18 protein-coding genes and 1 pseudogene are annotated in these 19,549 nt (G+C 69.5%); 5 read left to right on the top strand and 14 right to left on the bottom strand.

Going from position 1 to position 19,549, the window contains the following annotated elements:
* Positions 1 to 587: 587 nt before the first annotated feature.
* Positions 588 to 1,577 (top strand): WD40 repeat domain-containing protein, encoded by a 990-nt coding sequence (locus AB0L53_RS48320; protein ID WP_364010232.1) that lies wholly within the window; start codon positions 588 to 590, stop codon positions 1,575 to 1,577.
* 22 nt (positions 1,578 to 1,599) lie between these two features.
* Here the strand turns inward: AB0L53_RS48320 and AB0L53_RS48315 are convergent, their stop codons facing one another.
* The 3 genes and pseudogenes from AB0L53_RS48315 to AB0L53_RS48305 all read right to left on the bottom strand — a co-directional run bounded on the left by AB0L53_RS48315 (position 1,600) and on the right by AB0L53_RS48305 (position 4,069).
* The gene (locus tag AB0L53_RS48315; RefSeq protein WP_364010229.1) at positions 1,600 to 2,097 is read right to left on the bottom strand and encodes an ATP-binding protein; all 498 of its coding nucleotides are present in this window, start codon (positions 2,095 to 2,097) and stop codon (positions 1,600 to 1,602) included.
* Positions 2,094 to 3,534: pseudogene (gene istA / locus AB0L53_RS48310) on the bottom strand (IS21 family transposase). The gene AB0L53_RS48315 and the pseudogene istA overlap by 4 nt, the downstream one beginning before the upstream one ends.
* A gap of 199 nt (positions 3,535 to 3,733) precedes the next feature.
* On the bottom strand, positions 3,734 to 4,069 hold the full coding sequence (locus AB0L53_RS48305; protein ID WP_364010226.1) for a hypothetical protein: 336 nt from the start codon (positions 4,067 to 4,069) through the stop codon (positions 3,734 to 3,736).
* A 57-nt stretch (positions 4,070 to 4,126) separates the two neighbouring features.
* On the opposite strand from AB0L53_RS48305, the gene AB0L53_RS48300 reads away from it, so the two are divergent.
* Entirely contained in the window at positions 4,127 to 4,312 is a 186-nt protein-coding gene (locus AB0L53_RS48300) for a hypothetical protein (protein WP_364010223.1), read from the top strand.
* Positions 4,313 to 4,877: 565 nt separating this feature from the next.
* Here the strand turns inward: AB0L53_RS48300 and AB0L53_RS48295 are convergent.
* The 5 genes from AB0L53_RS48295 to AB0L53_RS48275 form a co-directional block, all read right to left on the bottom strand.
* Positions 4,878 to 5,690, bottom strand: a complete 813-nt coding sequence (locus AB0L53_RS48295; protein WP_364010220.1) for an urease accessory protein UreD — start codon at positions 5,688 to 5,690, stop codon at positions 4,878 to 4,880.
* Positions 5,687 to 6,412 carry an urease accessory protein UreG gene (gene ureG / locus AB0L53_RS48290; RefSeq protein ID WP_364010217.1) on the bottom strand — a complete coding sequence of 242 codons (726 nt, stop codon included), beginning with the start codon at positions 6,410 to 6,412 and terminating at the stop codon, positions 5,687 to 5,689. The genes AB0L53_RS48295 and ureG overlap by 4 nt, the downstream gene beginning before the upstream one ends.
* Before the next feature lie 46 nt (positions 6,413 to 6,458).
* Positions 6,459 to 7,133, bottom strand: coding sequence for an urease accessory UreF family protein (locus AB0L53_RS48285; protein ID WP_364010214.1), 675 nt, complete (start codon positions 7,131 to 7,133; stop codon positions 6,459 to 6,461).
* 85 nt (positions 7,134 to 7,218) lie between these two features.
* Positions 7,219 to 9,084 carry an urease subunit alpha gene (locus AB0L53_RS48280; RefSeq protein ID WP_364010211.1) on the bottom strand — a complete coding sequence of 622 codons (1,866 nt, stop codon included), beginning with the start codon at positions 9,082 to 9,084 and terminating at the stop codon, positions 7,219 to 7,221.
* Between the two features lie 79 nt (positions 9,085 to 9,163).
* Positions 9,164 to 9,850 carry an urease subunit gamma gene (locus AB0L53_RS48275; RefSeq protein ID WP_364010208.1) on the bottom strand — a complete coding sequence of 229 codons (687 nt, stop codon included), beginning with the start codon at positions 9,848 to 9,850 and terminating at the stop codon, positions 9,164 to 9,166.
* Between the two features lie 395 nt (positions 9,851 to 10,245).
* Between AB0L53_RS48275 and AB0L53_RS48270 the strand changes: the two genes are divergently transcribed.
* Positions 10,246 to 11,211 (top strand): site-specific integrase, encoded by a 966-nt coding sequence (locus tag AB0L53_RS48270; protein ID WP_364010205.1) that lies wholly within the window; start codon positions 10,246 to 10,248, stop codon positions 11,209 to 11,211.
* Between the two features lie 233 nt (positions 11,212 to 11,444).
* Here the strand turns inward: AB0L53_RS48270 and AB0L53_RS48265 are convergent, their stop codons facing one another.
* Positions 11,445 to 12,557, bottom strand: coding sequence for a HAMP domain-containing sensor histidine kinase (locus AB0L53_RS48265; protein WP_364010202.1), 1,113 nt, complete (start codon positions 12,555 to 12,557; stop codon positions 11,445 to 11,447).
* Between the two features lie 66 nt (positions 12,558 to 12,623).
* Positions 12,624 to 13,286 (bottom strand): response regulator transcription factor, encoded by a 663-nt coding sequence (locus AB0L53_RS48260; RefSeq protein ID WP_364010199.1) that lies wholly within the window; start codon positions 13,284 to 13,286, stop codon positions 12,624 to 12,626.
* Between the two features lie 115 nt (positions 13,287 to 13,401).
* On the opposite strand from AB0L53_RS48260, the gene AB0L53_RS48255 reads away from it, so the two are divergent.
* Positions 13,402 to 14,916 carry a hypothetical protein gene (locus tag AB0L53_RS48255; protein WP_364010196.1) on the top strand — a complete coding sequence of 505 codons (1,515 nt, stop codon included), beginning with the start codon at positions 13,402 to 13,404 and terminating at the stop codon, positions 14,914 to 14,916.
* Here the strand turns inward: AB0L53_RS48255 and AB0L53_RS48250 are convergent.
* Positions 14,907 to 15,761 carry a helix-turn-helix transcriptional regulator gene (locus AB0L53_RS48250; RefSeq protein WP_364010194.1) on the bottom strand — a complete coding sequence of 285 codons (855 nt, stop codon included), beginning with the start codon at positions 15,759 to 15,761 and terminating at the stop codon, positions 14,907 to 14,909. The genes AB0L53_RS48255 and AB0L53_RS48250 overlap by 10 nt on opposite strands.
* 140 nt (positions 15,762 to 15,901) lie before the next feature.
* Between AB0L53_RS48250 and AB0L53_RS48245 the strand changes: the two genes are divergently transcribed.
* Positions 15,902 to 16,678 carry an alpha/beta hydrolase gene (locus AB0L53_RS48245; RefSeq protein ID WP_364010191.1) on the top strand — a complete coding sequence of 259 codons (777 nt, stop codon included), beginning with the start codon at positions 15,902 to 15,904 and terminating at the stop codon, positions 16,676 to 16,678.
* Here AB0L53_RS48245 and AB0L53_RS48240 read toward each other — a convergent pair.
* From AB0L53_RS48240 to AB0L53_RS48230, 3 genes are read right to left on the bottom strand one after another with little or no spacing between them, the layout of a single operon-like run.
* The gene (locus AB0L53_RS48240) at positions 16,662 to 17,825 is read right to left on the bottom strand and encodes a glycoside hydrolase family 68 protein (protein WP_364010188.1); all 1,164 of its coding nucleotides are present in this window, start codon (positions 17,823 to 17,825) and stop codon (positions 16,662 to 16,664) included. The genes AB0L53_RS48245 and AB0L53_RS48240 overlap by 17 nt on opposite strands.
* Positions 17,826 to 17,827: 2 nt before the next feature.
* Positions 17,828 to 18,652 (bottom strand): carbohydrate ABC transporter permease, encoded by an 825-nt coding sequence (locus AB0L53_RS48235; protein ID WP_364010186.1) that lies wholly within the window; start codon positions 18,650 to 18,652, stop codon positions 17,828 to 17,830.
* Positions 18,649 to 19,548, bottom strand: coding sequence for a sugar ABC transporter permease (locus AB0L53_RS48230; protein ID WP_364010183.1), 900 nt, complete (start codon positions 19,546 to 19,548; stop codon positions 18,649 to 18,651). Before AB0L53_RS48230 ends, AB0L53_RS48235 begins: the two co-directional genes overlap by 4 nt.
* Position 19,549: the final 1 nt, after the last annotated feature.

Here is a 19,549-nt window from a genome sequence, read left to right as displayed (position 1 = left end):
TCATCGAACTCGACATCGCCTATCCAGGCCGCATCAGGTAAAGACCGCTCTCAAGCTCTCAGGAACGATCTTTACACACCTGAAGTGACAACCTCACAGTGCTGGGCGGATGGGGGTGTGACTTGGATCGCTTGAGGTCGTGATTCTTGGATCGGTATTTGTCGTGGTCGGCTTGGCTGCGGTGGTTGGTGAGCCGAAGCATGCTGCTTGTCACTTAGGCGGACTTGTTGTCACCAAGATCCTCGATTGGTGACGCGGCTGGTGTCTGGTTGTGGCCGTGAGAAGCAGCAACGTTTGTTCGCTGGTCTGAGCGACGGCTGCGTGGTCGTCGGGGCGGTGATGTCGATGAGATATAGCGACAGTGTCATGGGGCATGCATAGGTAAAGCGCGGGCGTGGTACTGATCTGCCTCCTGCCACCGAACTTGAGGCATCGCCATCGAAGCCGAGGCACCTGTAGGCGTGTGTCAACAAGACGGAGGCATCTGTCGATCTTGACCGCTATGGTTGGCGGCACTTGATCGCCAGATCGCTTCGAGGTCCGGGTCGCAGCGGTCGGCGTGCTGTCACCGACCCTGGAGCAAGCCGTTGATCGAAGTTCTGACACCGATTCGCAAGATAGGGATCGAGCAGGCGTACATCCCCGAGGCGCGAGCGGTCCTCCCTGACGGGGACACCTGTGTGGTCGTCGACGCCTACGGCCAGTTGTTCACCGTCTCGCTGTCCACCAGTGAAGTGGTCCGAGTGGAGTCGGGCTCGCTGGGGGTCTCCGCGCTTTCGGTGACCCCAGATGGCCGGCTGATGGCCACGAGCATGCACGCCTTCGGCGAGTACGGCATCCGGATCTGGGACGTGGCGAGCTGGACGGTAACCACGGAGTTGCCCGGGCACAGCCACCCGATTCTGGCGGTGTCGGCGGTGGGTCGAATCGTGGTCACGGCGGCCCGGGACGGTACGCGGATCTGGGATTTGCACCAGGGATCCTGCAGATTCACGCTGCCGGGCACAGAAGAGGTGATGTGGGTCGCGGTAACCTACGACGAGCGCCATCTGATCACGATGAGCTGGGATCGTTCGATCGTGCTCTGGGGCCTGTGGACAGGCGTGCCGATCCGGACGCTGCGGGACGCCGACTCCCGATTTCCAGCCTTGAGCTCGCCCGCGAGTGACAACGGGGTCTGGATCCGGACCGTCCTGGCGGACTCGGTACGCGGTCGCGTGCTGGCGGCCGACGGTCAACTGTGCGTGGGCGGCCTCGACGGCCGGGGTCCCCTGGAGAACTGGGGGTCGATACCTCGACACGACAGGGTGCACATGATCCCAGGAAAGGACATGGTGCACACCTGCGTGGCGGCGCTGAATCCGGCGGACGGGACCGTGGCCGTCGACTACGGCGGACGCGTATACCTCCTGGACCCAGGCGGGCAACCACTCGCAGTGATGGGACCGGAACCGGGGCCGGGGTGGATACCAGTGAGCACCATGACCTTCACCCCGGACGGCCGGCTGGTGTACTCCTTCCCCGGCGCCTTCGCGGCCGTGGAGGTGTGGCCGGCGCTCTCAGAGCTCACCGAATGAGACATCTGTGCTCACCAACGGGTCACACGGGGCTTGAGGGGTGATGGTGTAGGTGGTGGCAGTGGTCAGCCAGTGGCTTGTTCGGTGCGGGCGCGGGTCTGGGCGAGCCGGTAGGAGTCAGTGCCGGTCTCGAGGATGGTTCCGCCAAAGGTGAGGCGGTCGACAATGGCCGCGCAGAGACGCGGGTCGGTGAAGGTCTTGGCTCGCAGGAGGCCAGGGTGTGGATGACGGCGGGATCGATGTTGGGGTTGGCGTCGAAGTCGAACTCGCGCAGCGCCTTTCGCCGAGGGAACGAGGCGGCCTTGATCCGGCGTTCGGAGCGACGCCGGCTGCGGTCGTCGCACTCGGCCATCAGCAGCTCGGCCAGGAACCCTCGGTAGGTCATCTGATCGCGGGCGGCGGCCTCGGCCAGCTCGGGGAACTTGGCCCGGACGGTGGGTAGCCGCAGCATCCGGCAGGCGCTGTTCACAGCGGTTTCGGCGGCTTGTTCGGTCAGTCCGCAGTGGCGATTGGTCGTCATTGAACCTCTCCCTGGCTGGTCGATCCTTGTCTCCCGGATGGGCGACGGCGCAAGAGCTGGTCGTAGTGGGCCACCGACGGCAACGGCCGCCGATCGACAGGCAGCTGGGCCAGCCGCCGAGCGGTCAGCGAGGTGACGGTCGCGGCCGGGGCCGATGCCGCCTGATCGGCCTTGCCGGTGTCGGCCGCGTCCTCAGTTTCGGCAGCCTTGCGGGCCTCCAATGCGACCGCGTCAGCGGTCAACGCCCCGGCCTGGAGCGCGGCGGCGATCCCGGCCACGATGTGCTCGTGGTTCATGTGGCGGCCCAGCAGCAGCACCTGGACTAGGGCGCGCCTTTGGCCTTGAGCCGCTCATGCCGGGCGACTTCCTCGCGCCCGTTATAGACGACCAGCTCCGAGGCGTGCAGCACCACCCGCACCATCCGGCCGATCAACCGGACCGGCACCGAGTAGCGGTTGGTGCGGACGCTGATCTGGCTGTGGCGGTCCACCCGCAGCGAGAAGTGCCGACCGGTTTCGAACGGCTCGTCCGGCAACGGCCGCAGCAGCGGACGCTCGACGGCGAACAGCTCGCCGATCGTGCGGGGACGCGACCGGATCCGCCGCTGCTCGTCCTCTTCGTCCCAGCGGTCCACCATCTGGTTCAGCTCGGCCAGCGAGTCGACCTCGGGCACCGGGACGAAGTGGTTGCGGCGAAACCACCCGATCTGTCCCTCCACCCCGCCCTTCTCGTGCGCGCCTCGATCCCGGGACGGCAGTAGAAACTCTCGATCCCGTAGTGCGAGCGGAACGCCGTCCACCGTTCGGTCTCCACCCGCTGCCGAGAAAGCCCCAGAATCCGAGCGACCGCGGCCTTGAGGTTGTCGTAACGGATCTTGCCGAACGGCACCCCGCCCAGCACCTCAAAGGCATGGACATGTCCCTCGAAGAACGCCTCCTGCCCACCGGAGGCGAACACCCGGTGCACCGCCTTACCCGAATACGAAAGCCGCAGGCTGAACAGGTAACACGTCACCTGCTGCCCGCCGATCCGCACCGTGACGTCACCGAAGTCGACCTCGGCCTCGGCACCGGGCAGGTGCGTCTGGGAGATGAACGCCTCGACCGGTCCCCGACCAGCCTCCACCCGGATTTGCGGACGACGATCAGCAACGTAACGGCGCACGATCCCGTAGGACACCTGCGCGCCGTGCTCGTCCACCAGCCGATCAAAGATCCTCTTGACCGTGTGGCGCTGCTTGCGCGGCGCCTCCAGGTCAGCCCGCAGCATCTCATCGATCAACGACTTGAACGGATCCAGCAACGACGCACGCGGAGCCATCTTCTTCCTCGGCTGCGGCCACGCCGACTCCAACGCCTTGCGCACGGTCGGATGCGAGACCCCATGCTTACGCATCACCCCGCGGATCGATAGACCCGCCCGCACATCACGCCGGATCGCCGCCTACAGCTCGTTTTGGACTGCCGCGACATCCAGCGCCCCTCACAGTGGGTGACACACCAGATACTCCCACCTCAAGCCTCCGAGTGTTGCTGAAACTCATCAACACAAAACCCCGACGATCAGGGGTGTTGCCCAAACTCATCAACAAACGTTGCCGCTACACGCGGACGAAACCAGGTGTCGGGTCGCCGGATCAGAGGACCGCCGCGATCTCCGGCCAGGAGTAGAAGACCTCATCGGGTGGCACCTCGCCCGCGAGGACTCCGCCGAGGGAGGCGTAGAAGCGGCGGGCGCGTCCGTTGACGGCGCTCAGCGCCGAGGGCGCTTCCAGATTGACGGCATAGCCGGCGATCGCGCGGGAGTGGTCATCCTCGATCACGGTCAGCCACGGCCGGGCGGGGCTGTTGTTGTCGTCGATCACCCAGATGTCCAGCTCGGTGTGGTCGGCCTGCCAGATCTCATTGGGCTTGGCGGCCTCGCGCCGGTAGACCAGCTCGTAGGTCTCGCGGTACTTCTTGGTGCCCTGCACGCCGAGGGTGACCAGCGCCGGTCCAGCGAGCTGACGATCTTATGCACCGTCCAGTACGTGGGGATCGGCCAGTCGCGGGCGGCGGCGACGGAAGCGCTCTGCCGGTGGATCGTGGCCACGCTCGGCCGCGGCGTACGCAGCGCCATCCCCTCGATGAAGGCCACCAACTCCTCGGGGAATCGGCGCAGCCCCTTGTCCTTTCGGCCGGCCCGGGCCAGCGCCTCCAGCCCACCCCGCCGGTAGGCCGCCAGCCAGCGCTGCAACGTCCGGTAGGTGACACCGCTCTCGCCCTGCCCCGCCGCCAGCCGGGCCAGGGGCACTCCCTCATGCAGATGCGGGGCCAGCAGCTCATAGCGGGCCATCGCCGACCCACGGCTGCCAGGCTCGGCGGCGGCCCGCCCCGGATCGGGCCGGGGTAGTCGCGGCCTCGGCTTCTTGCGGCTCCTCACTCGCGGTGCTCACCATGTCATCGTCGGCCCCGCGCGCCGCAGAGACCATCCGCTTCGACGCCACACTCATGCCACGGCCAGCACAAACCGTACCCCCTGCCGTAGAGGCTGTTCGGGCGCCGGAGGCCGCGCAGGCGCAGGCATGGATGGGTGCCGGGGTACGGCGGGCGCGCCGGATGTCCGGCGCGCCCGTGTGCATGGGCGGGGTCAGCAGCTACTGACGGTGTCGCCTCCATCGACGGTGCAGGTGTCGGAACCCAGTCCGCCGCCTCCGCCGAACCAGCCGCCACCGATGAGTCCTCGGCCCTGTCGGCGTCTCCCTGTGGCGCCACCTCTCGGCGCCGCCTTCCTCCTGTCCATCACCAGAAGCGTCCCCCGCATATGGGGTAAGCCGCGTCGAGGAGGCGGCGCAGCCGCAGAGCGTCCGGGGCGAGGGCGGTGACCAGGACTGCGGGGCCGGCGAGCGGGGTCAGCACGGCCTGCCCGTGGGCCGGGTCGTCGCCGAACAGCCGCACGTCCGGCGGCTTGTCGTCGAAAGCCGGGTCGACGACGAGGAGTTGGCCGGCGGCGCGGTGGCCGGCCAGGACGGCGGGTCCGTCCCAGCCGGGTGCGTCCGGCCCGTACGTGTTCTGCTGGTTCAGCAGCGGGCGTCGGTCGTGCCGGACGGTGAGGCGGGTGGTCAGCCGGCCCGGGGGTTCGCCGGCGCGGCCGAGGACCTGTTCTTCGCGCAGGACGAGACGTGCGCCGGCGGCGAGATCGACGGTGCAGCTCTGGCGCAGGTTGCTGCGGGCGGCGGAGATCAGCGGCTCGGGCAGCCAGTGCAGGCTCGCCTGTTCGCCCACGCTCAGGTGCACGTCGTAGGTGGCGTGTCCGGGGGTGGGGCCGCGCAGGGCGATGGTGGCGGCGGCCGTGGTGACGTGCAGGTGGGCGCCGGGTTCGACGGCGGCTTCGAGGCGCAGCCGGTCGCCGCCGAGCGGGGCGCTCATCACGCCGAGGATGCACACCCGTGCCTGATTTCCCTGCGGGCGGTGGCGGCGCAGGTCGAAGGGGCCGGCGCCGGCCAGGACGGGAAGCGCGGTCTCTTCTCCCACGCTGATCGCCCTGATCCGGGCGGTGGCATGCACGCCCGAGCTGGTGCACCCGGCCGCAGCGGCCTGGGAGGCGAGGATCACGCGGCGCTCGCGGTCCAGTCGGCCAGGCGCGCGCGGACCCAGTCCGACACGGGCGTGACGCCGCCTTCAGTTTTGAGGGCGGTGAAGGCGACGGGCAGGTCGCCGCGCTGGGCCTTGGCGTCGCGGGCCATGCCCTCCAGGTCTGCGCCGACGTACGGGGCGAGGTCGGTCTTGTTGATGACGAGCAGGTCGGAGGCGGTCACGCCGGGGCCGCCCTTGCGGGGGATGTCATCGCCGCCCGCGACGTCGATGACGAAGATCTGCGCGTCGACCAGGCCCCTGGAGAAGGTCGCGGTGAGGTTGTCCCCGCCCGATTCGACGAGGATCAGGTCGAGCGGGCCGAGCTGTTCCTCCAGGTCCTCGACGGCTTCGAGGTTGGCGGAGATGTCGTCGCGGATGGCGGTGTGCGGGCAGGCGCCGGTCTCGACCGCCCTGATGCGCTCGGCGGGCAGGACGGCCTCGCGCAGCAGGAACTCGGCGTCCTCGCGCGTGTAGATGTCGTTGGTGACCACCGCGATGGACAGGTGATCGCGCAGCGCGCGGCACAGGGCGGCGACGGTGGCGGTCTTGCCGGTGCCGACCGGCCCGCCCACTCCGATGCGCAGCGCGCGACGGCGGCCGTCAGGGCGTCCGTCAGGGTGTCCGTCAGGGTGTCCGGGGGAGGAACCGCCGGGACCGTGGAGGTGATTCTCGGCGAAGGCGTGGCTGTGGTGCAGGTGCATGGCTGCTCCGGTGCTCGGGAGGCGAACGGTCGGGGAGGCGAGGTGGTCAGGAGGCGAACAGGCGCATCGGGCGGGCGGCGTGCTGTTCAGCGGTGATGTCGAGCAGTGGTGCCGAGGCGGCGGGCAACGCCTGCACGCCGTCGGCCTGGACGCGTTGCGCGGCTTCGGTGGCCTGCTGCGCGAGGTGGTCGATGTCGGCGGCCAGGCGGGCCAGGACGGCGGTGGCGTCGAAGGGGTCCAGGCTGAGCAGGCGTACGGTGGCGGTGGCCGGGCCGCTGACGCTCTCGTATGCAGCCGCGTAGGCGGCGTCCAGCGGCGTCAGGTTGGCCGAGCGGGCGGCCAGGCCGAGGATGATGGGCTGGTGCGCGCCGCGGGGCCGGGCCGTGGCCAGGGCGTCGAGCTCGGGCGAGGGCCAGGCGGCGCGGGCGGCGCGCAGCAGTTGCCGGCCGAGCCTGCGCGCGGCCTGGCGCAGGGCGGGTGAGGGGGTGCGGGCGTCGGCGGCCTCATCCAGCAGGAGCGGGTCGCAGCCGGCGGCGGCCGCGGCGGCCAGGCCCGCCGCGACCAGGCCGCTGGTGTGCAGCCGGCCGCGGCAGAACTCCTGCAGGCTCGCCACGTCGCGCACGCGTCGCGCGGTGACGGCCGCCTCAGCCCCGCCGGAGTGGGCGTGCCCGCCGGCGGGAAAGCGGCCGTCGGCCAAGACGAGTAGCGCGGCACGGTTCATCGGACGCGGCTTACCTCTCGTGCGCGGGTCATGCGCGGGGCAGTCGTTCACGGGCGCGATCAAGTGGGCGATCACCAGGTGGCGGTCAGAAGAGGAAGTACAGCTGCGCCATCGGCAGCTCACTGGCTCCTTCGTCGCGGTCGGCGATCTCCTCGATCTCCTCGATCTCCTTGTCGAGCTGCTCGACCTCGGCGTCGATCTCGGTGATCTCCTCGGTCGTGGCGATCTCCGTCCTGTTCACGTTCTCGTCCTCCAAGCCGATCACCACCTCGAAGGTGTTGGGATCGACGCGGATGTCGGGGATGGCGTCGTTCTCCCGCATGTCGGCCTTGAAGACCTTGCGGGTGTCGCGAATGGGCGTGAACGTCTTGCGCACGGTGACCCGGTCGCGCAGCCCGGCCTTGATGGCGGCCGCGGTGACGAAGTTGACGGAGTTGGCGGCCGGGGCCCGGCCGGTCGCTCCCCACATCGGGCGCGGCAGGATCGGCTGCGGGGTGCTGATGGAACCGTTGGCGTCGCCGACCTGCGCGTAGGCGATCTGCCCGCCCTTGATCACCCGGTGCGGCTTGACCCCGAAGAACTTCGGCTCCCACAGCACCAGGTCGGCGAGCCGGCCCACCTCGACCGAGCCGACCTCGTGGTCGATGCCGTGCGCGAGGGCCGGGTTGATGGTGTATTTCGCGACGTAGCGGCGGGCGCGACGGTTGTCGTGCCCGTCCTGGCCCGCCTTGTCGCCGTCCAGTACGCCGCGCCGCTCCTTCATCACGTGCGCGGTCTGCCACGTCCGCATGACCATCTCGCCGATGCGGCCCATCGCCTGAGCATCCGACGACATGATCGAGATCGCGCCGAGATCGTGCAGGATGTCCTCGGCGGCCATCGTGGAAGGCCGGATCCGCGACTCGGCAAACGCCAGGTCCTCAGCCACCAGCGGATTCAGGTGATGGGCGATCATCACCATGTCGACGTGCTCCTTGACCGTGTTGACGGTGAAGGGCCGGGTCGGGTTGGTGGAGGCGGGCAACACATTCGGCAGGCCCACCATGGTCAGCATGTCGGGGGCGTGGCCACCGCCGGCACCCTCGACGTGGAAGACATGGATCGGATGGTCGCCGATGGCCGCGATGGTGTCCTCGACGTTGCCGGCCTCGTTCAACGAGTCGGCGTGCAGGGCGAGCTGCACGCCGGTCGCCTGGCACACCTGCAGGCAGCGGCGCAGCACGGCCGGGGTGGCACCCCAGTCCTCGTGGATCTTCAGGCCGAGCACGCCCGCTTCCACCTGGTTGTACAGCGACTCGGTGGACATGGTGTTGCCCTTGCCGAGCAGCCCGATGTTGACCGGGAAGCTGTCCAGCGCCTCGAACAGCCGGGCGACGTGCCAGGAGCCGGGTGTGACGGTCGTGGCGGTGCTGCCGTCGGCGGGGCCGGTACCGCCACCGATCAGCGTGGTCACCCCGGATGCCAGCGCCTCATTGATCTGCTCGGGGCAGATGAAGTGCACGTGGGTGTCGACACCGCCCGCGGTGAGGATCTTGCCGTTACCCGAGATGACCTCCGTCTCGGGGCCGATCACGAAGTCCGTCGCCGTGGCATGCCCGTCGTGCAGCCGGTCCATGGTCTCGTCGTTGTAGGCCTTGCCGAGCGCGACGATCCGGCCGTCGCGAATGGCGACGTCGGCCTTGACGATCCCCCAGTGATCCAGGATGACCGCGCCGGTGATGACCGTGTCGGGCGGCTGTGGGGCGCCGAACCGCTCGGAGTCGCGCGGCGCGCACGACTGGCCCATCGACTCCCGCACGACCTTGCCGCCGCCGAAGATGACCTCGTTGCCGCTGCGGCCGGGACCGCCGCACCAGTCCTCGGTGATCTCGATCCGCAGATTGGTGTCGGCCAGCCGGATGCGATCCCCCACGGTGGGCCCGAACCGGTCGGCGTAGTCGACCCGGCTCAACGGCTGATGCCTTCCCTCTGTCCGCGGCTCAGGCAGCGGCGCCGGCGGCTCAGGTGCGGGCGGCTCAAGTGTTGGTGAGTCAGTCACGGAGCTTGCCTCCGACCTTGCCGTTCAGGCCCTCGACGATGCGCTTGCCCTCGATGGGCACCAGCTCCACCTCCAGCGGGTTAGGGGGTTCGAAACGCACCGAGCTGCCCGCGGGGATGTTCAGCCGCTTGCCGTAGGCGGCCTCGCGGCTGGGCTCGATGGTGAGGCGGGAATTGACCTCGTAGAAGTGGAAGTGCGAGCCCACCTGGATGGGACGGTCATCGGTATTGGTGACCGTCACGATCGTGACCTCGCGACCGGCGTTGAAGGCCACCGGGCCGGCGTCGCGCGGATGGTCGATCTTCCCGGGGTGAACCGGTGCCGCCTCCTTGCTCCCCTCCGGAATAGGGAGGATGCCCAGCTTCTGGATGGGGTTGCGAAGGGTGACCATCTTGGTGCCGTCGGGGAAGGTGGCCTCGATCTGAAGATCGCCGATCATCTCCGCCACGCCGGGCATGACCTCTTCGTACGTGGGCAGCGGCAGGTCGTCCGGCTGATGCTTCAGCTCCATGAGGTTCTCGACGGATCTGCCGTCCCGGGCCCCTTCCAGCACATACGCGGTCAAGATCGCGACCGTCTCCGGGTAGTTGAGCTTTCGCCCCCGCTTTTTCCGCTTGTGGGCCACGTCCGCGGCCACATGGATCATCAGACGTTCCTGCTCATGCGGAGTCAGATGCACTCCGCCACCTCGCCTTCGCTCCGCCCCGGGCTCTCCCGAGGCCCACCACGGTGCGGACACCGACCGGCCTCAGCCATGCGGCGGCCGTCCGCTCGCTCCAGGCGGGAACCGGAGCTCCCGCCTGTGCGCCCACAGGAGCGCCAGTTCGGACTGGTGACCCCGCAAGGCGACCCGAGGCGTTAACAGATCAACACCCCGCTGCCCACAGAACGTAACTTGACGAATACTTGGAGCGACGTAGCGTGACGGTGAGGAGTCCATCACCAGCGACAGAGAATTGACATTATCTGTCACTCTTCGGGCGAGCCGCTGCCGTCCGGCCAGCTCGGCACCCGCTCCGTCCGGGCCGTCTCGGTAGCGTTATCTGTCACATCGTCTTCGCGGGAGGTCCATCCATGCCGGTCGTCGCGTTTCCCGGCGCGCCCAGCCCGGCCAGTAACGGGCACTCCGGCGCCACCGTCGCCGACGCGGTCGCGCACTTCCTCGACTCGCTCGGCGCGGCCACCACCCGCACCAGCTACGCCCGCACCCTCGCTCAGCTGACCGCCGTCACCGGCCCACACCACCCCGTCGCCGCGCTGCAGCCCGAGCACTACGCCGCCGTCATGACCGGCTGGGACACTGCGGCCGCGGCCACCTGGAACCGGCACCTGTCCGCCCTGGTCTCCTTCACCACCTGGGCCCAGCGCCAGGACCTGCTGGCCACCAACCCCGCCCGTCGGCTGCAACGCCGCAAGACCACCCGCCGCGGCGACCGCACCATCCCGCAGGCCCGCCTGGAGGCCCTGTTCACCGACGACCGCCACGCTGTGCGGGAGCGAGTCCTGTGGCGGCTGCTGTATGAGACGGCCGCCCGGGCCGAGGAAATCCTGTCCCTGAACGTCGAGGATCTCGACCCCGAGTTCCGCCGCGCCCGCGTCGTCTCCAAGGGCGGGGCGATCGAGTACGTGCACTGGGCCACCGGCACCGCCCGCCTGCTGCCCCGTCTGCTTCAAGGCCGCATCGCGGGCCCGCTCTTCCTGGCCGACCGACGCGCCCCCACCTCCGGCCGCCGCGCACCCGCGGCCGCCGACATCTGCCCGCTCACCAGACGGGGCCGGCTGTCCTATCCCCGCGCCGAGTACCTGTTCAAGACCGCCGCCGCCGAACTGGACCCGCACGGTGAAGGCTGGACCCTGCACCAGTTGCGCCACAGCGCGCTGACCCACCTGGCCGCCGCCGGCCGCACCGCCCCTGAACTGCAGGCCAAATCTCGCCACCAAAACCTTGCCAGCCTTGGCCACTACGTACGCCTCGGCGAGGAGACCTCCGCCCGCATCACCGCCGAGCACGACCCCGCTGCACGCCGCCGCACCCGCTGAGGTCAGGCCAGACCGACCTACCTCAGCGACACTTCTTGTCTGCGGCCGGTTCCACGACGTCATGCAGGGATGTCTTTGGGGTTCAGGACTTGTTCGGGAGGAGCCCCCCGGTCACTACGGCGACCCCGACGACAAATACCGATCCAAGAAGCACGACCTCAAACGATCCAAGTCACAGATGGGGGCGCGAAAGCCTCAAGCCGCGGTAGAACCTTGCCCCCGCGCGTGCCCGGTCAGCGGGGATGGCTCGAATGAGCTCCGTGGGCGAAGCACACGGTGATGGACAGGCCGCCTTCGGGGCGTGCGCTGGTGGTGAGGATGGCGTGGTGGGCTTGGGTGACGGCGTTGACGATGGCCAGGCCGAGGCCGTAGCCGTCGCGGCGGCCGTGACGATCGGCCGCCAGTTTCTGGAAGGGCTGGAAGAGCCGCTGGATCTGGTCGCCGGGGATGACCGGCCCGCTGTTGGTGACCGTGAGGGCCACCTGGGTGCCGATGGTCTGGGTGGTGATCTTGACCTGGCCGTCCGGGTGGTTGTGGCGGATGGCGTTGTCGATGAGGTTGGCGACGAGGCTTTCGATCAGTCTCGGGTCTCCGGCCGTCACCGCGGGCGTGAGGTGTTCGGCGAGGTCGATGCCGCTCTGCGCGGCTTGGTCGCGACGGGAGGCGAGCACTCCCGCGACGATCTGGGTGAGGTCGAGGGTGTCCCAGCGGGTGACGCCGCGCTCGCTGGTGGCCAGGGCGAGCAGCGCCTGGACGAGCCGCTCCTGGTGTTCGCCCAGGGTGAGGGCCTCCTGGCAGACCGAGCGCAGGGTCTCGGCGTCGGCGTCGGGGTCGGCGAGGGCGACTTCGAGCAGAGTACGCAGGCCGGCGAGCGGAGTGCGCAGCTCGTGGGAGGCGTTGGCGACGAAGTGGCGCTGGGCGTCGAAAGAGGCTTGCAGGCGGGCGAACAGGTCGTCGAGGGTGTGGCCGAGTTCGGTCAGCTCGTCCGCGGGCTGACCGAGGTCCAGGCGCCGATGGAGGTCTCCGGCGGAGATGATCTTGGCGGTGGTGGTGATGGCGCGCAGCGGGCGCAGGAACCGGCCGGCGACGTACCAGCCGAGAGCCAGGGCGACGGGAATCAGTATGAGCAGGGCGACGGCGGATCCGGTGAGGAGCTGGGGCAGGCTGATCCCGGCCCTGGTTTCAGTGATCGGGCCGGATGAGCCTTTGGGAGTGGTCTGCTGGATGCTGGCCAGCGGGATGTCGACGAGTATGAGCACGAAGGTCCCGGCGGCGTAGATGCCCGCCGCGTAGGCCAGCGCGAGCCGCGTCTGCAGCGACCTTCTGGTGAGCGTCTGGGAGGTCATGACGGTCCGATGCGGTTGAGCCTCTGGGAGGTCATGACGGTCCGATGCGGTTGAGCCTCTGGGAGGTCATGACGGTCCGATGCGGTAGCCGCCTTCGCGGATGGTCTCGATCACGGGCGGGTCGCCGAGCTTGACCCGCAACCGGTGCATGGTGTGCTTGACGGCGCTGCTGAAGGGGTCGGCGGCCTCGTCCCAGACGCGCTCCAGCAGTTCCTCGGCGGAGATGACCAGCCCTGGCATGGCGAGCAGGCATTCCAGCAGGCCGAACTCCCTGGGGCTCAGCTCAAGGCGCCGACCGGCCCGGAAGGCGATACGGCGGGCCGGATCGAGGGTGATGTCCCCGCATGCCAGGGTGGGCGGCAGCGGCGGGGTGGCACGGCGGCCCAGGGCACGGACGCGGGCGACCAGTTCGGCGAACGCGAACGGCTTGGGCAGGTAGTCGTCGGCGCCGAGGCTGAGCCCGTCGACGCGGTCCTCGATCGTGCCGGAGGCGGTGAGCATCAGCACGCGGGTCTCACAGCGGCCGTGAGCGAGTCGCCGGCAGATCTCGTCCCCGTGGACGCCGGGCAGGTCGCGGTCGAGGATCACCACGTCGTAGCGGGTGACGGCCAGGCGGTCGAGGGCAGCGGTGCCGTCCAGGACGACGTCGACGGCCATGCCCTCGCGGCGCAGCCCGGTTCCGATGGAGCGGGCGAGGATCTCGAAGTCCTCGACGACCAGGACCCTCACCGACCCTCACCGCCTGGTTGAGGTGCCATGCCTTAACGATCCCAGATCCCCGGTCGCAGCCAGGTCGCAGCCGCTGCGACCCGGCTGGAACCGGGTGCCGCGTACAACTTTCGGCATGAATCCATCTACGCCGTTCCGATCCGGCTTGCACGCGGAGTGGACCAGGTTCCGCTCCGGGCGAGGCTGGGTGCTCGCCATGGCGGCCTCCGTGCTGGTCACCGTGTCGCTCGGGCTGCTGATCGCCGGAGGCGTCCGCAGCAGCTGCGTGACCGGGAAGGGCGAAGGCCCCTGCCCCGCGCCCTTGCTGGGACCCGATGGCACGGCTGTGCAGGACAGGTACTACTTCGTGCACCAGCCGCTCAAGGGGAACGGCAGCATCACCGCCCGCGTGGCGGACATGACCGGGCAGATGCGGCTGCCGGACGCCGTACCCGGGGTGCGCAACATCAAGCAGGGGGTGGTGCCGTGGGCGAAGGCCGGGCTCCTCATACGGCAGAGCCTCAAGCAGGGCACACCGTACGCCGCCATCATGCTCACCGGAGATCACGGCGTGCGGATGCAGTACAACTACACCCACGACGTGGCCGGCGGACCGCACAACGGCCCGCAGTGGCTACGGCTGACCAGGTCGGGCGACACCGTCACCGGCTTTGAGTCGGACGACGGCAAGACGTGGACCCAGGTCAGCACGGTCAAGCTGACCGGGCTGCCGGAGACGGTCGAGATCGGGTTGTTCGCCGCCTCACCAGGCGCCTTGTGGGACATGGCGAAGGCCTTCGCCCAGGCCACCGCCACCTTCGACCAGATCAAACTGCAGGGCGCGAACGGTTCGTGGCGCCGCGACGACGTCGGCGTCGCCCTGGAGTCCGACGGCAAGACCCCGCATCACCCGGGCGGGGTCGTCGAGTCCGGCGACAAGCTCATCGTGACCGGGGGTGGCGACATCGGGCCCGCCACGGTGGAAGGCGGCCTGCGCGCCGACTTCACGCTGATCGGCGGGGTCATCGGGCTGATTCTGGTGCTCGGAGTGGCGGTCACGTTCTACACGGCAGACCACCGGCGCGGGCTGATCGGGACCGGCCCGCCGGTCGGGCCACTGGTCAGCCCGCCAGCCAAGCCGCGTCCAGCGCGGCTGCTGGCGGCCAAGGCCACGGTGGTCGGCGCGGTCGCGTTCGCGGCGGGGCTGATGACCTCGGGGATCGTGGTGCCCGGCGGTCTGGCGCTGTTGCGTGCCCATCAGAACCCGATTCAGCCGCTGACCCTGGGTACCGAGCTGCGGGTGATCGTCGGCTTCGCGGCGCTGACCGCGGCCGCCGCCGTACTGGCTCTGGGCCTGGCCGCGCTGGTCAAGCGGGCCATCGTCGCCATCGGGCTGGCCATCGCGCTGGTCGTCGTGCCGTACCTGCTGGCGAGCGCGGGTCTGGCGCCATGGCTGCTGGTGATCACCCCTGCCGCCGGGTTCGCGATCACGCAGAGCGTCCCCACGTTCGCGCATGTGGACGTGGGCCCGTCACTGTTCGGGAGTTATTACCCGCTTCCGCCCTGGGCAGGGTTGGCCGTGACCTGCGGATATGCCGCTCTCGCTCTCGGGGCGGCGATAGCCGTACACCGCAGGAAAAGTCATCGGTGACTGCGGTGGGCGGTCTCCGGGCCGATGACGCGCAGGAGCTCGAGAGCCTCGATGCTCTTGGATCCGGGCGGCGGCGTGAACAGGCGCAGGCGCTGGTCGGCGGCCTGCGTCTGCAGCATCTCGAAGTCGAATTCGATGAGCCCGACGGAGGGATGAATGACGCGCAACCGGCTCTCGCGGCGCACGGCGACCTCGTGCCGCTGCCAGAGGTCGGCGAACTCCTCGCTGGCCGCCCCAAGCCGGTCGATCAGGGCGCTCGAGGGCCGATCGTAGTCACGACGTGTCGCGGCGGCACGCAGGTCGGCGACGCGCAGGCGGCTATGGCGGTCGTGTTCCTCAGCGGGGTACGCCTGGCGCACGAACGGGTCGGTGAACCAGCGCCACACGATGTTCCGGTCCCGTTCCTCGATCCTGCACACGCACCCGAACAGCGTCTCGGCCAGGGTGTTCTGCGCGAGCAGATCTCCGAGGTCGGTCAGAAGCTGGGCGGGCGTGTCGCCCAGCCGGTCGAGAAGGTAGAGCAGGCCGGGACGTACGTGATTTCCGGCGCGCGCCCCTTCGGGCGGCCGGTGGCCCGCCAACAGGTAAAGGTGATCTCTTTCATCCTCGGTCAACCGCAAGGCCCGGGCGAGCGCGCTCAGTAGCTGGACCGACGGCTGGGAGCTGCGCGCCTGTTCGAGCCGCATCACGTAGTCGGCCGACACCCCGGCCAGCTGGGCCAGCTCTTCGCGGCGCAGGCCGGGCGTGCGGCGCCGCGGTCCGGCGGCCAGGCCGACCTCCTGCGGCCGGAGCCGCTCGCGGGAACGGCGGAGGAAGTCCGCCAGTTTGACGTGGTCCATCTTCATGTCATCCATCCTCGCCGCCCGGCCCACTGCGCGTGCCGCGCACGCTAGGAGGGCCGATCCTAGGGAATCGGCTCCCCTCCTCATCGCCGCACGCTCCTGGCATCGTCCCTGGTGTCCAGCGATGAGAAGGGGAGACAGACATGAGAGAGATCACAGTGGGCGCCGCGCACGTGCCGTACCGGGTGATGGGTGAGGGCCGCCCGCTCGTCCTGGTGCATGGGGGCAGTCCGGGCTCGAAGGCATGGGACGGCGTGGCCGGGGCGTTCACGGGCACCAGCACGGTGGTGCTGCCGGATCTTTCGGGAAGCGACGCGGCGCGCGACGACGGGGGCGAGCTCACGGTCGAGCTGCTCGTCGAGCAGGTCGCCGCCGTGATCTCCGATCTCGGGAAGGGGCCCGCCGACGTGGTCGGGCACTCCATGGGGGCTTCGGTGGTCGCCGCGTTGGCCGCCGTACGGCCGGATCTGGTGCGCAGCGTCGTGTCGGTCACGGGCTGGGCCGGGCGGGGCGATGCATACCTCCGCAACGCGTTCACCGTCTGGCGTGATCTGGCCGGTGATGGCGACACCTTCGCGCGGTACACGATGCTGATCGCCTTCAGCCGTGAGCATCTGGCTTCCATCGGCCCGGCGGCCGTGGCGGAGCTCGCCACCGCCTTCCGGCCCCATGCGGGCAGGCTCCGGCAGATCGATCTCGCCTCGCGGCTGGACGTCCGCGACCTGCTGCCGCGGATTCAGGCGCCGACACTGGTGATCGGGTGCGCCCGCGACACGCTGATCTCCGTGGAGTACTCCCGCGAGCTGGCCGCCGCCATCCCGGGTGCCTCGTACGAGGAAGTCGACAGCGGACACATCGTGATGGCCGAGCGGCCGACGGAGCTGGTGAAGCTCGTCCGCGACTTCATCCACACGGGATGACAGAGGTGGTCATCGCGTCCAGGCTGAGCTTGAGCATCGGGGCGATGGTGCCGCCGAAGCCGGCCCGTGCCCGCGCGGCCGGCGCGGATCGCAGATCCACGCCCTGGCAGGAGCGGTAGTTGGCGAAGCTGACCACACGGAGGTCGGGCAGCACCAGCCAGGCGTATGCCTGGTCGGGTTGGCGGGCGGGGTTCTGGATCACGAGCCCGGACCCGTTGAGCGGCTCGTACGGCCCGGTCAGGCTCGGTGCGGCGAAGCCATAGAGCCCGGTGGGCGCGCGGCCGGCCGGGTGAAAGGTGTGGCGTTGGGTGGAGAAGAAGAGGTAGTACCGGCCGTCGTGGACGATGACGTGCGGTCGTTCGAGCTCGTGGTTGATACCTTCGGCGACGAGCAGTGGCGGCAGGAGGGACCAGGTGCCCGCTCGTACCTCGGCCAGGGCGATCGCGCCGGTGAAGCCGTCCTGCCACGCGGTGGACGCGGCGACGAGGAGATGGTCGCGCCCGTCGGCCGGGTCGCGGAACCAGCCGGGATCGCGGAAGGCCCTGATGCGGCCCGGCGCTCCGTCGCCCTCCCCTACCGGCAGGCCCGGGGCTCCGTCACCCTCCTCTGTCGGCAGGTACATCCGGCCGTCGGAGCGCAGGAGCTCCCTATGCTCGGCGTCCGGTCTCAACGAGATCCGGCCGTCGTCGGCGATCAGGGCGGCGCGGGCCTCGATGACGCTCTGCCGGTACGTCGGTCGTGCTTCGCCACGCCGTCCGGTGGCCGTGTAGTAGACGGACACGGTCCCATCAGGCCGCCGGACCGCTGACCCGGACCATTCGCGGCTGCCGGGCGCGGCGCCGTCGGCGAAGGCGTTCCCCAAGTCCTTCCACTCGTCGTCGCGTCGGGCGAGCAGGCGGATCCGGGCCTGGTCATGGCGCTCTTCGGGGTGGCCGGCGGCGGCGGGGGCCGACAGGGCCATCCACAGCTCCTGGCCGCCGATCACGCTCGTCGAGCCGTCCTCGTTCTGGATCGGCCACAGGTCCCACAGGTCGTGGCTCGGCAGGATCGGTGGCACGGAGGCGGGGGCGATGACGGGCGCTGAGGTCGTGGCGGCCTCGGCGAGCAGGTCGAGGTGCCGGTGGGTCCAGCGTGCCGGATAGAGCATGGTCAGCCCTTCAAGGAGCCCTGAAGCAGGGCCTTGACGAAGTGGCGCTGGAAGATGAGGAAGATCACCAGCGTGGGCGTCAGGATCAGCAGCGATCCGGCGCACAGCAGCGGGATATCGGTGCCCCACTGTCCCTGGAAGGCGCCCAGGGCGCCGGACATCGTGCGTTTGGTGGGATCGTCGACCAGCACGATGGCCAGCAGGAACTGGTTCCAGGTCCACAGGAACAGCAGGATGCCCAGGGACGAGATCGCCGGCATGGCCAGGGGGACGTGGATGCGCCGGAACAGCTGCCACACGTTGGCTCCGTCCATCCGCGCGCTCTCCGACAGCTCCCCGGGCATGTTGACGAAGTGGGCGCGCATCCAGAAGACGCTGAACGGCATGAACAGGCCGATGAGCGGCAGGATGATCGCCCAGCGCGTGTTGAGCAGCCCCATGTCGCGGATCTGGTAATACAGCGGCGTGATGATGCCCTCGAAGGGGAGGGTCAGGCCGAGCACGAACAGCAGGAAGATCACCCGGCCGCCGATCACGCGCAGGTGACCGATGGCGAAGCCGGCCATCGTACCCAGCAGGATCGAGATCGGGACCACGCCGAGCACGATGAGGGCGCTCGACTTCAGCAGCTCGCCCATCTTCGCGGCCTCGAAGGCACGCGGGAAGTTGCCCCACTGCGGGTCGGCCGGCCAGGCCAGCCCCGCCGGGTAGGTGCCCGAGGGGTGCAGGGCGGTGACGAACAGGCTGAGGAACGGCAGGAGCGTAACCGCCATCATGAGGACGAGCAGCAGCCTGCCGGTCCAGGCTTCCCGCGAGGCGGTGATCATCGGTTGCCGTCCTTCGCGAACCACTGGATGGGCAGGGCGCAGGCGATCACCAGGACCATGAGCACCACGGCCAGGGCCGAGGCCATGCCCACCTCGCGTTCGGAGAAGGCCAGGTAGAAGATCTGCAGGCCGGGCACCATGGTCGTGTTGCCGGGACCGCCCTGGGTGGAGATGTAGATGATGTCGAAGCTCGCCAGGGCCGCGATCACCGTCACCGTGACGCAGACCGCGATCTCCTGGCGCAGGCTCGGCACCGTGATGGAGACGAACTCCCGCCACGCCCCCGCGCCGTCCAGCCGGGCGGCCTCGTACAGCGCCGGGTCGATCTTGCTCATGCCGGCCAGGAGCAGCAGCGTGCACAGGCCGAGCAGCACCCACGCACCGATCATGCCGACCGCGGGCAGGGCAGTGGCGAAGTCGCCCAGCCAGGCCCGGGTCACTCCGCCGAGACCGACAAGCGAGAGCAGCTGGTTGATCACACCGGTGGAGGCCAGCAGCCAGCTCCACGCGATGCCGGCCGCCACCAGCGGGATGACCTGCGGCAGGAACAGCACGGTCCGCGCGATCAGGGCGAGCCGGCTGGCGGCGATCCGCCGGATCGTCGCGGCGATAGCCAGGCCCAGCACGACCGGGATCGCGCTGAAGAACACGATCAGCTTGACGGCGTTGACCAGCGAGTCGAACAGGTCCGGGTCGGTGAAGACCTTGCCGTAGTTGGCCGGGCCCACCCAGGTGGACGGGCCGATGCCGTCCCAGTCATAGAGCGAGTACTGAACGGTCAGGGCGATCGGGCGCAGGACGAACACCGCGTAGAAGGCGAGCGCCGGGGCGACGAACAGCCAGCCGGTCAAGCCGCGCAGCTTGACCACGGCCGGCCGCCGGTGCGAGAGTCCCACC

It is taken from the genome of Nonomuraea sp. NPDC052129 (assembly GCF_040680095.1).
Classification (GTDB): domain Bacteria; phylum Actinomycetota; class Actinomycetes; order Streptosporangiales; family Streptosporangiaceae; genus Nonomuraea.
The sequence above is the reverse complement of the archived record's forward strand: the minus strand, read 5'-3'. Positions and strand labels throughout refer to the sequence as shown.

Bases quoted from the DNA above. Each gene is read 5' to 3' on its own strand.
- AB0L53_RS48315 (WP_364010229.1), bottom strand. From the start codon at position 2,097: ATGACGACCAATCGCCACTGCGGACTGACCGAACAAGCCGCCGAAACC.
- ureG (WP_364010217.1), bottom strand. From the start codon at position 6,412: ATGCACCTGCACCACAGCCACGCCTTCGCCGAGAATCACCTCCACGGT.
- AB0L53_RS48285 (WP_364010214.1), bottom strand. From the start codon at position 7,133: ATGAACCGTGCCGCGCTACTCGTCTTGGCCGACGGCCGCTTTCCCGCC.
- AB0L53_RS48270 (WP_364010205.1), top strand. From the start codon at position 10,246: ATGCCGGTCGTCGCGTTTCCCGGCGCGCCCAGCCCGGCCAGTAACGGG.
- AB0L53_RS48265 (WP_364010202.1), bottom strand. From the start codon at position 12,557: ATGACCTCCCAGACGCTCACCAGAAGGTCGCTGCAGACGCGGCTCGCG.
- AB0L53_RS48255 (WP_364010196.1), top strand. From the start codon at position 13,402: ATGAATCCATCTACGCCGTTCCGATCCGGCTTGCACGCGGAGTGGACC.
- AB0L53_RS48250 (WP_364010194.1), bottom strand. From the start codon at position 15,761: ATGAAGATGGACCACGTCAAACTGGCGGACTTCCTCCGCCGTTCCCGC.
- AB0L53_RS48245 (WP_364010191.1), top strand. From the start codon at position 15,902: ATGAGAGAGATCACAGTGGGCGCCGCGCACGTGCCGTACCGGGTGATG.
- AB0L53_RS48240 (WP_364010188.1), bottom strand. From the start codon at position 17,825: ATGCTCTATCCGGCACGCTGGACCCACCGGCACCTCGACCTGCTCGCC.
- AB0L53_RS48235 (WP_364010186.1), bottom strand. From the start codon at position 18,652: ATGATCACCGCCTCGCGGGAAGCCTGGACCGGCAGGCTGCTGCTCGTC.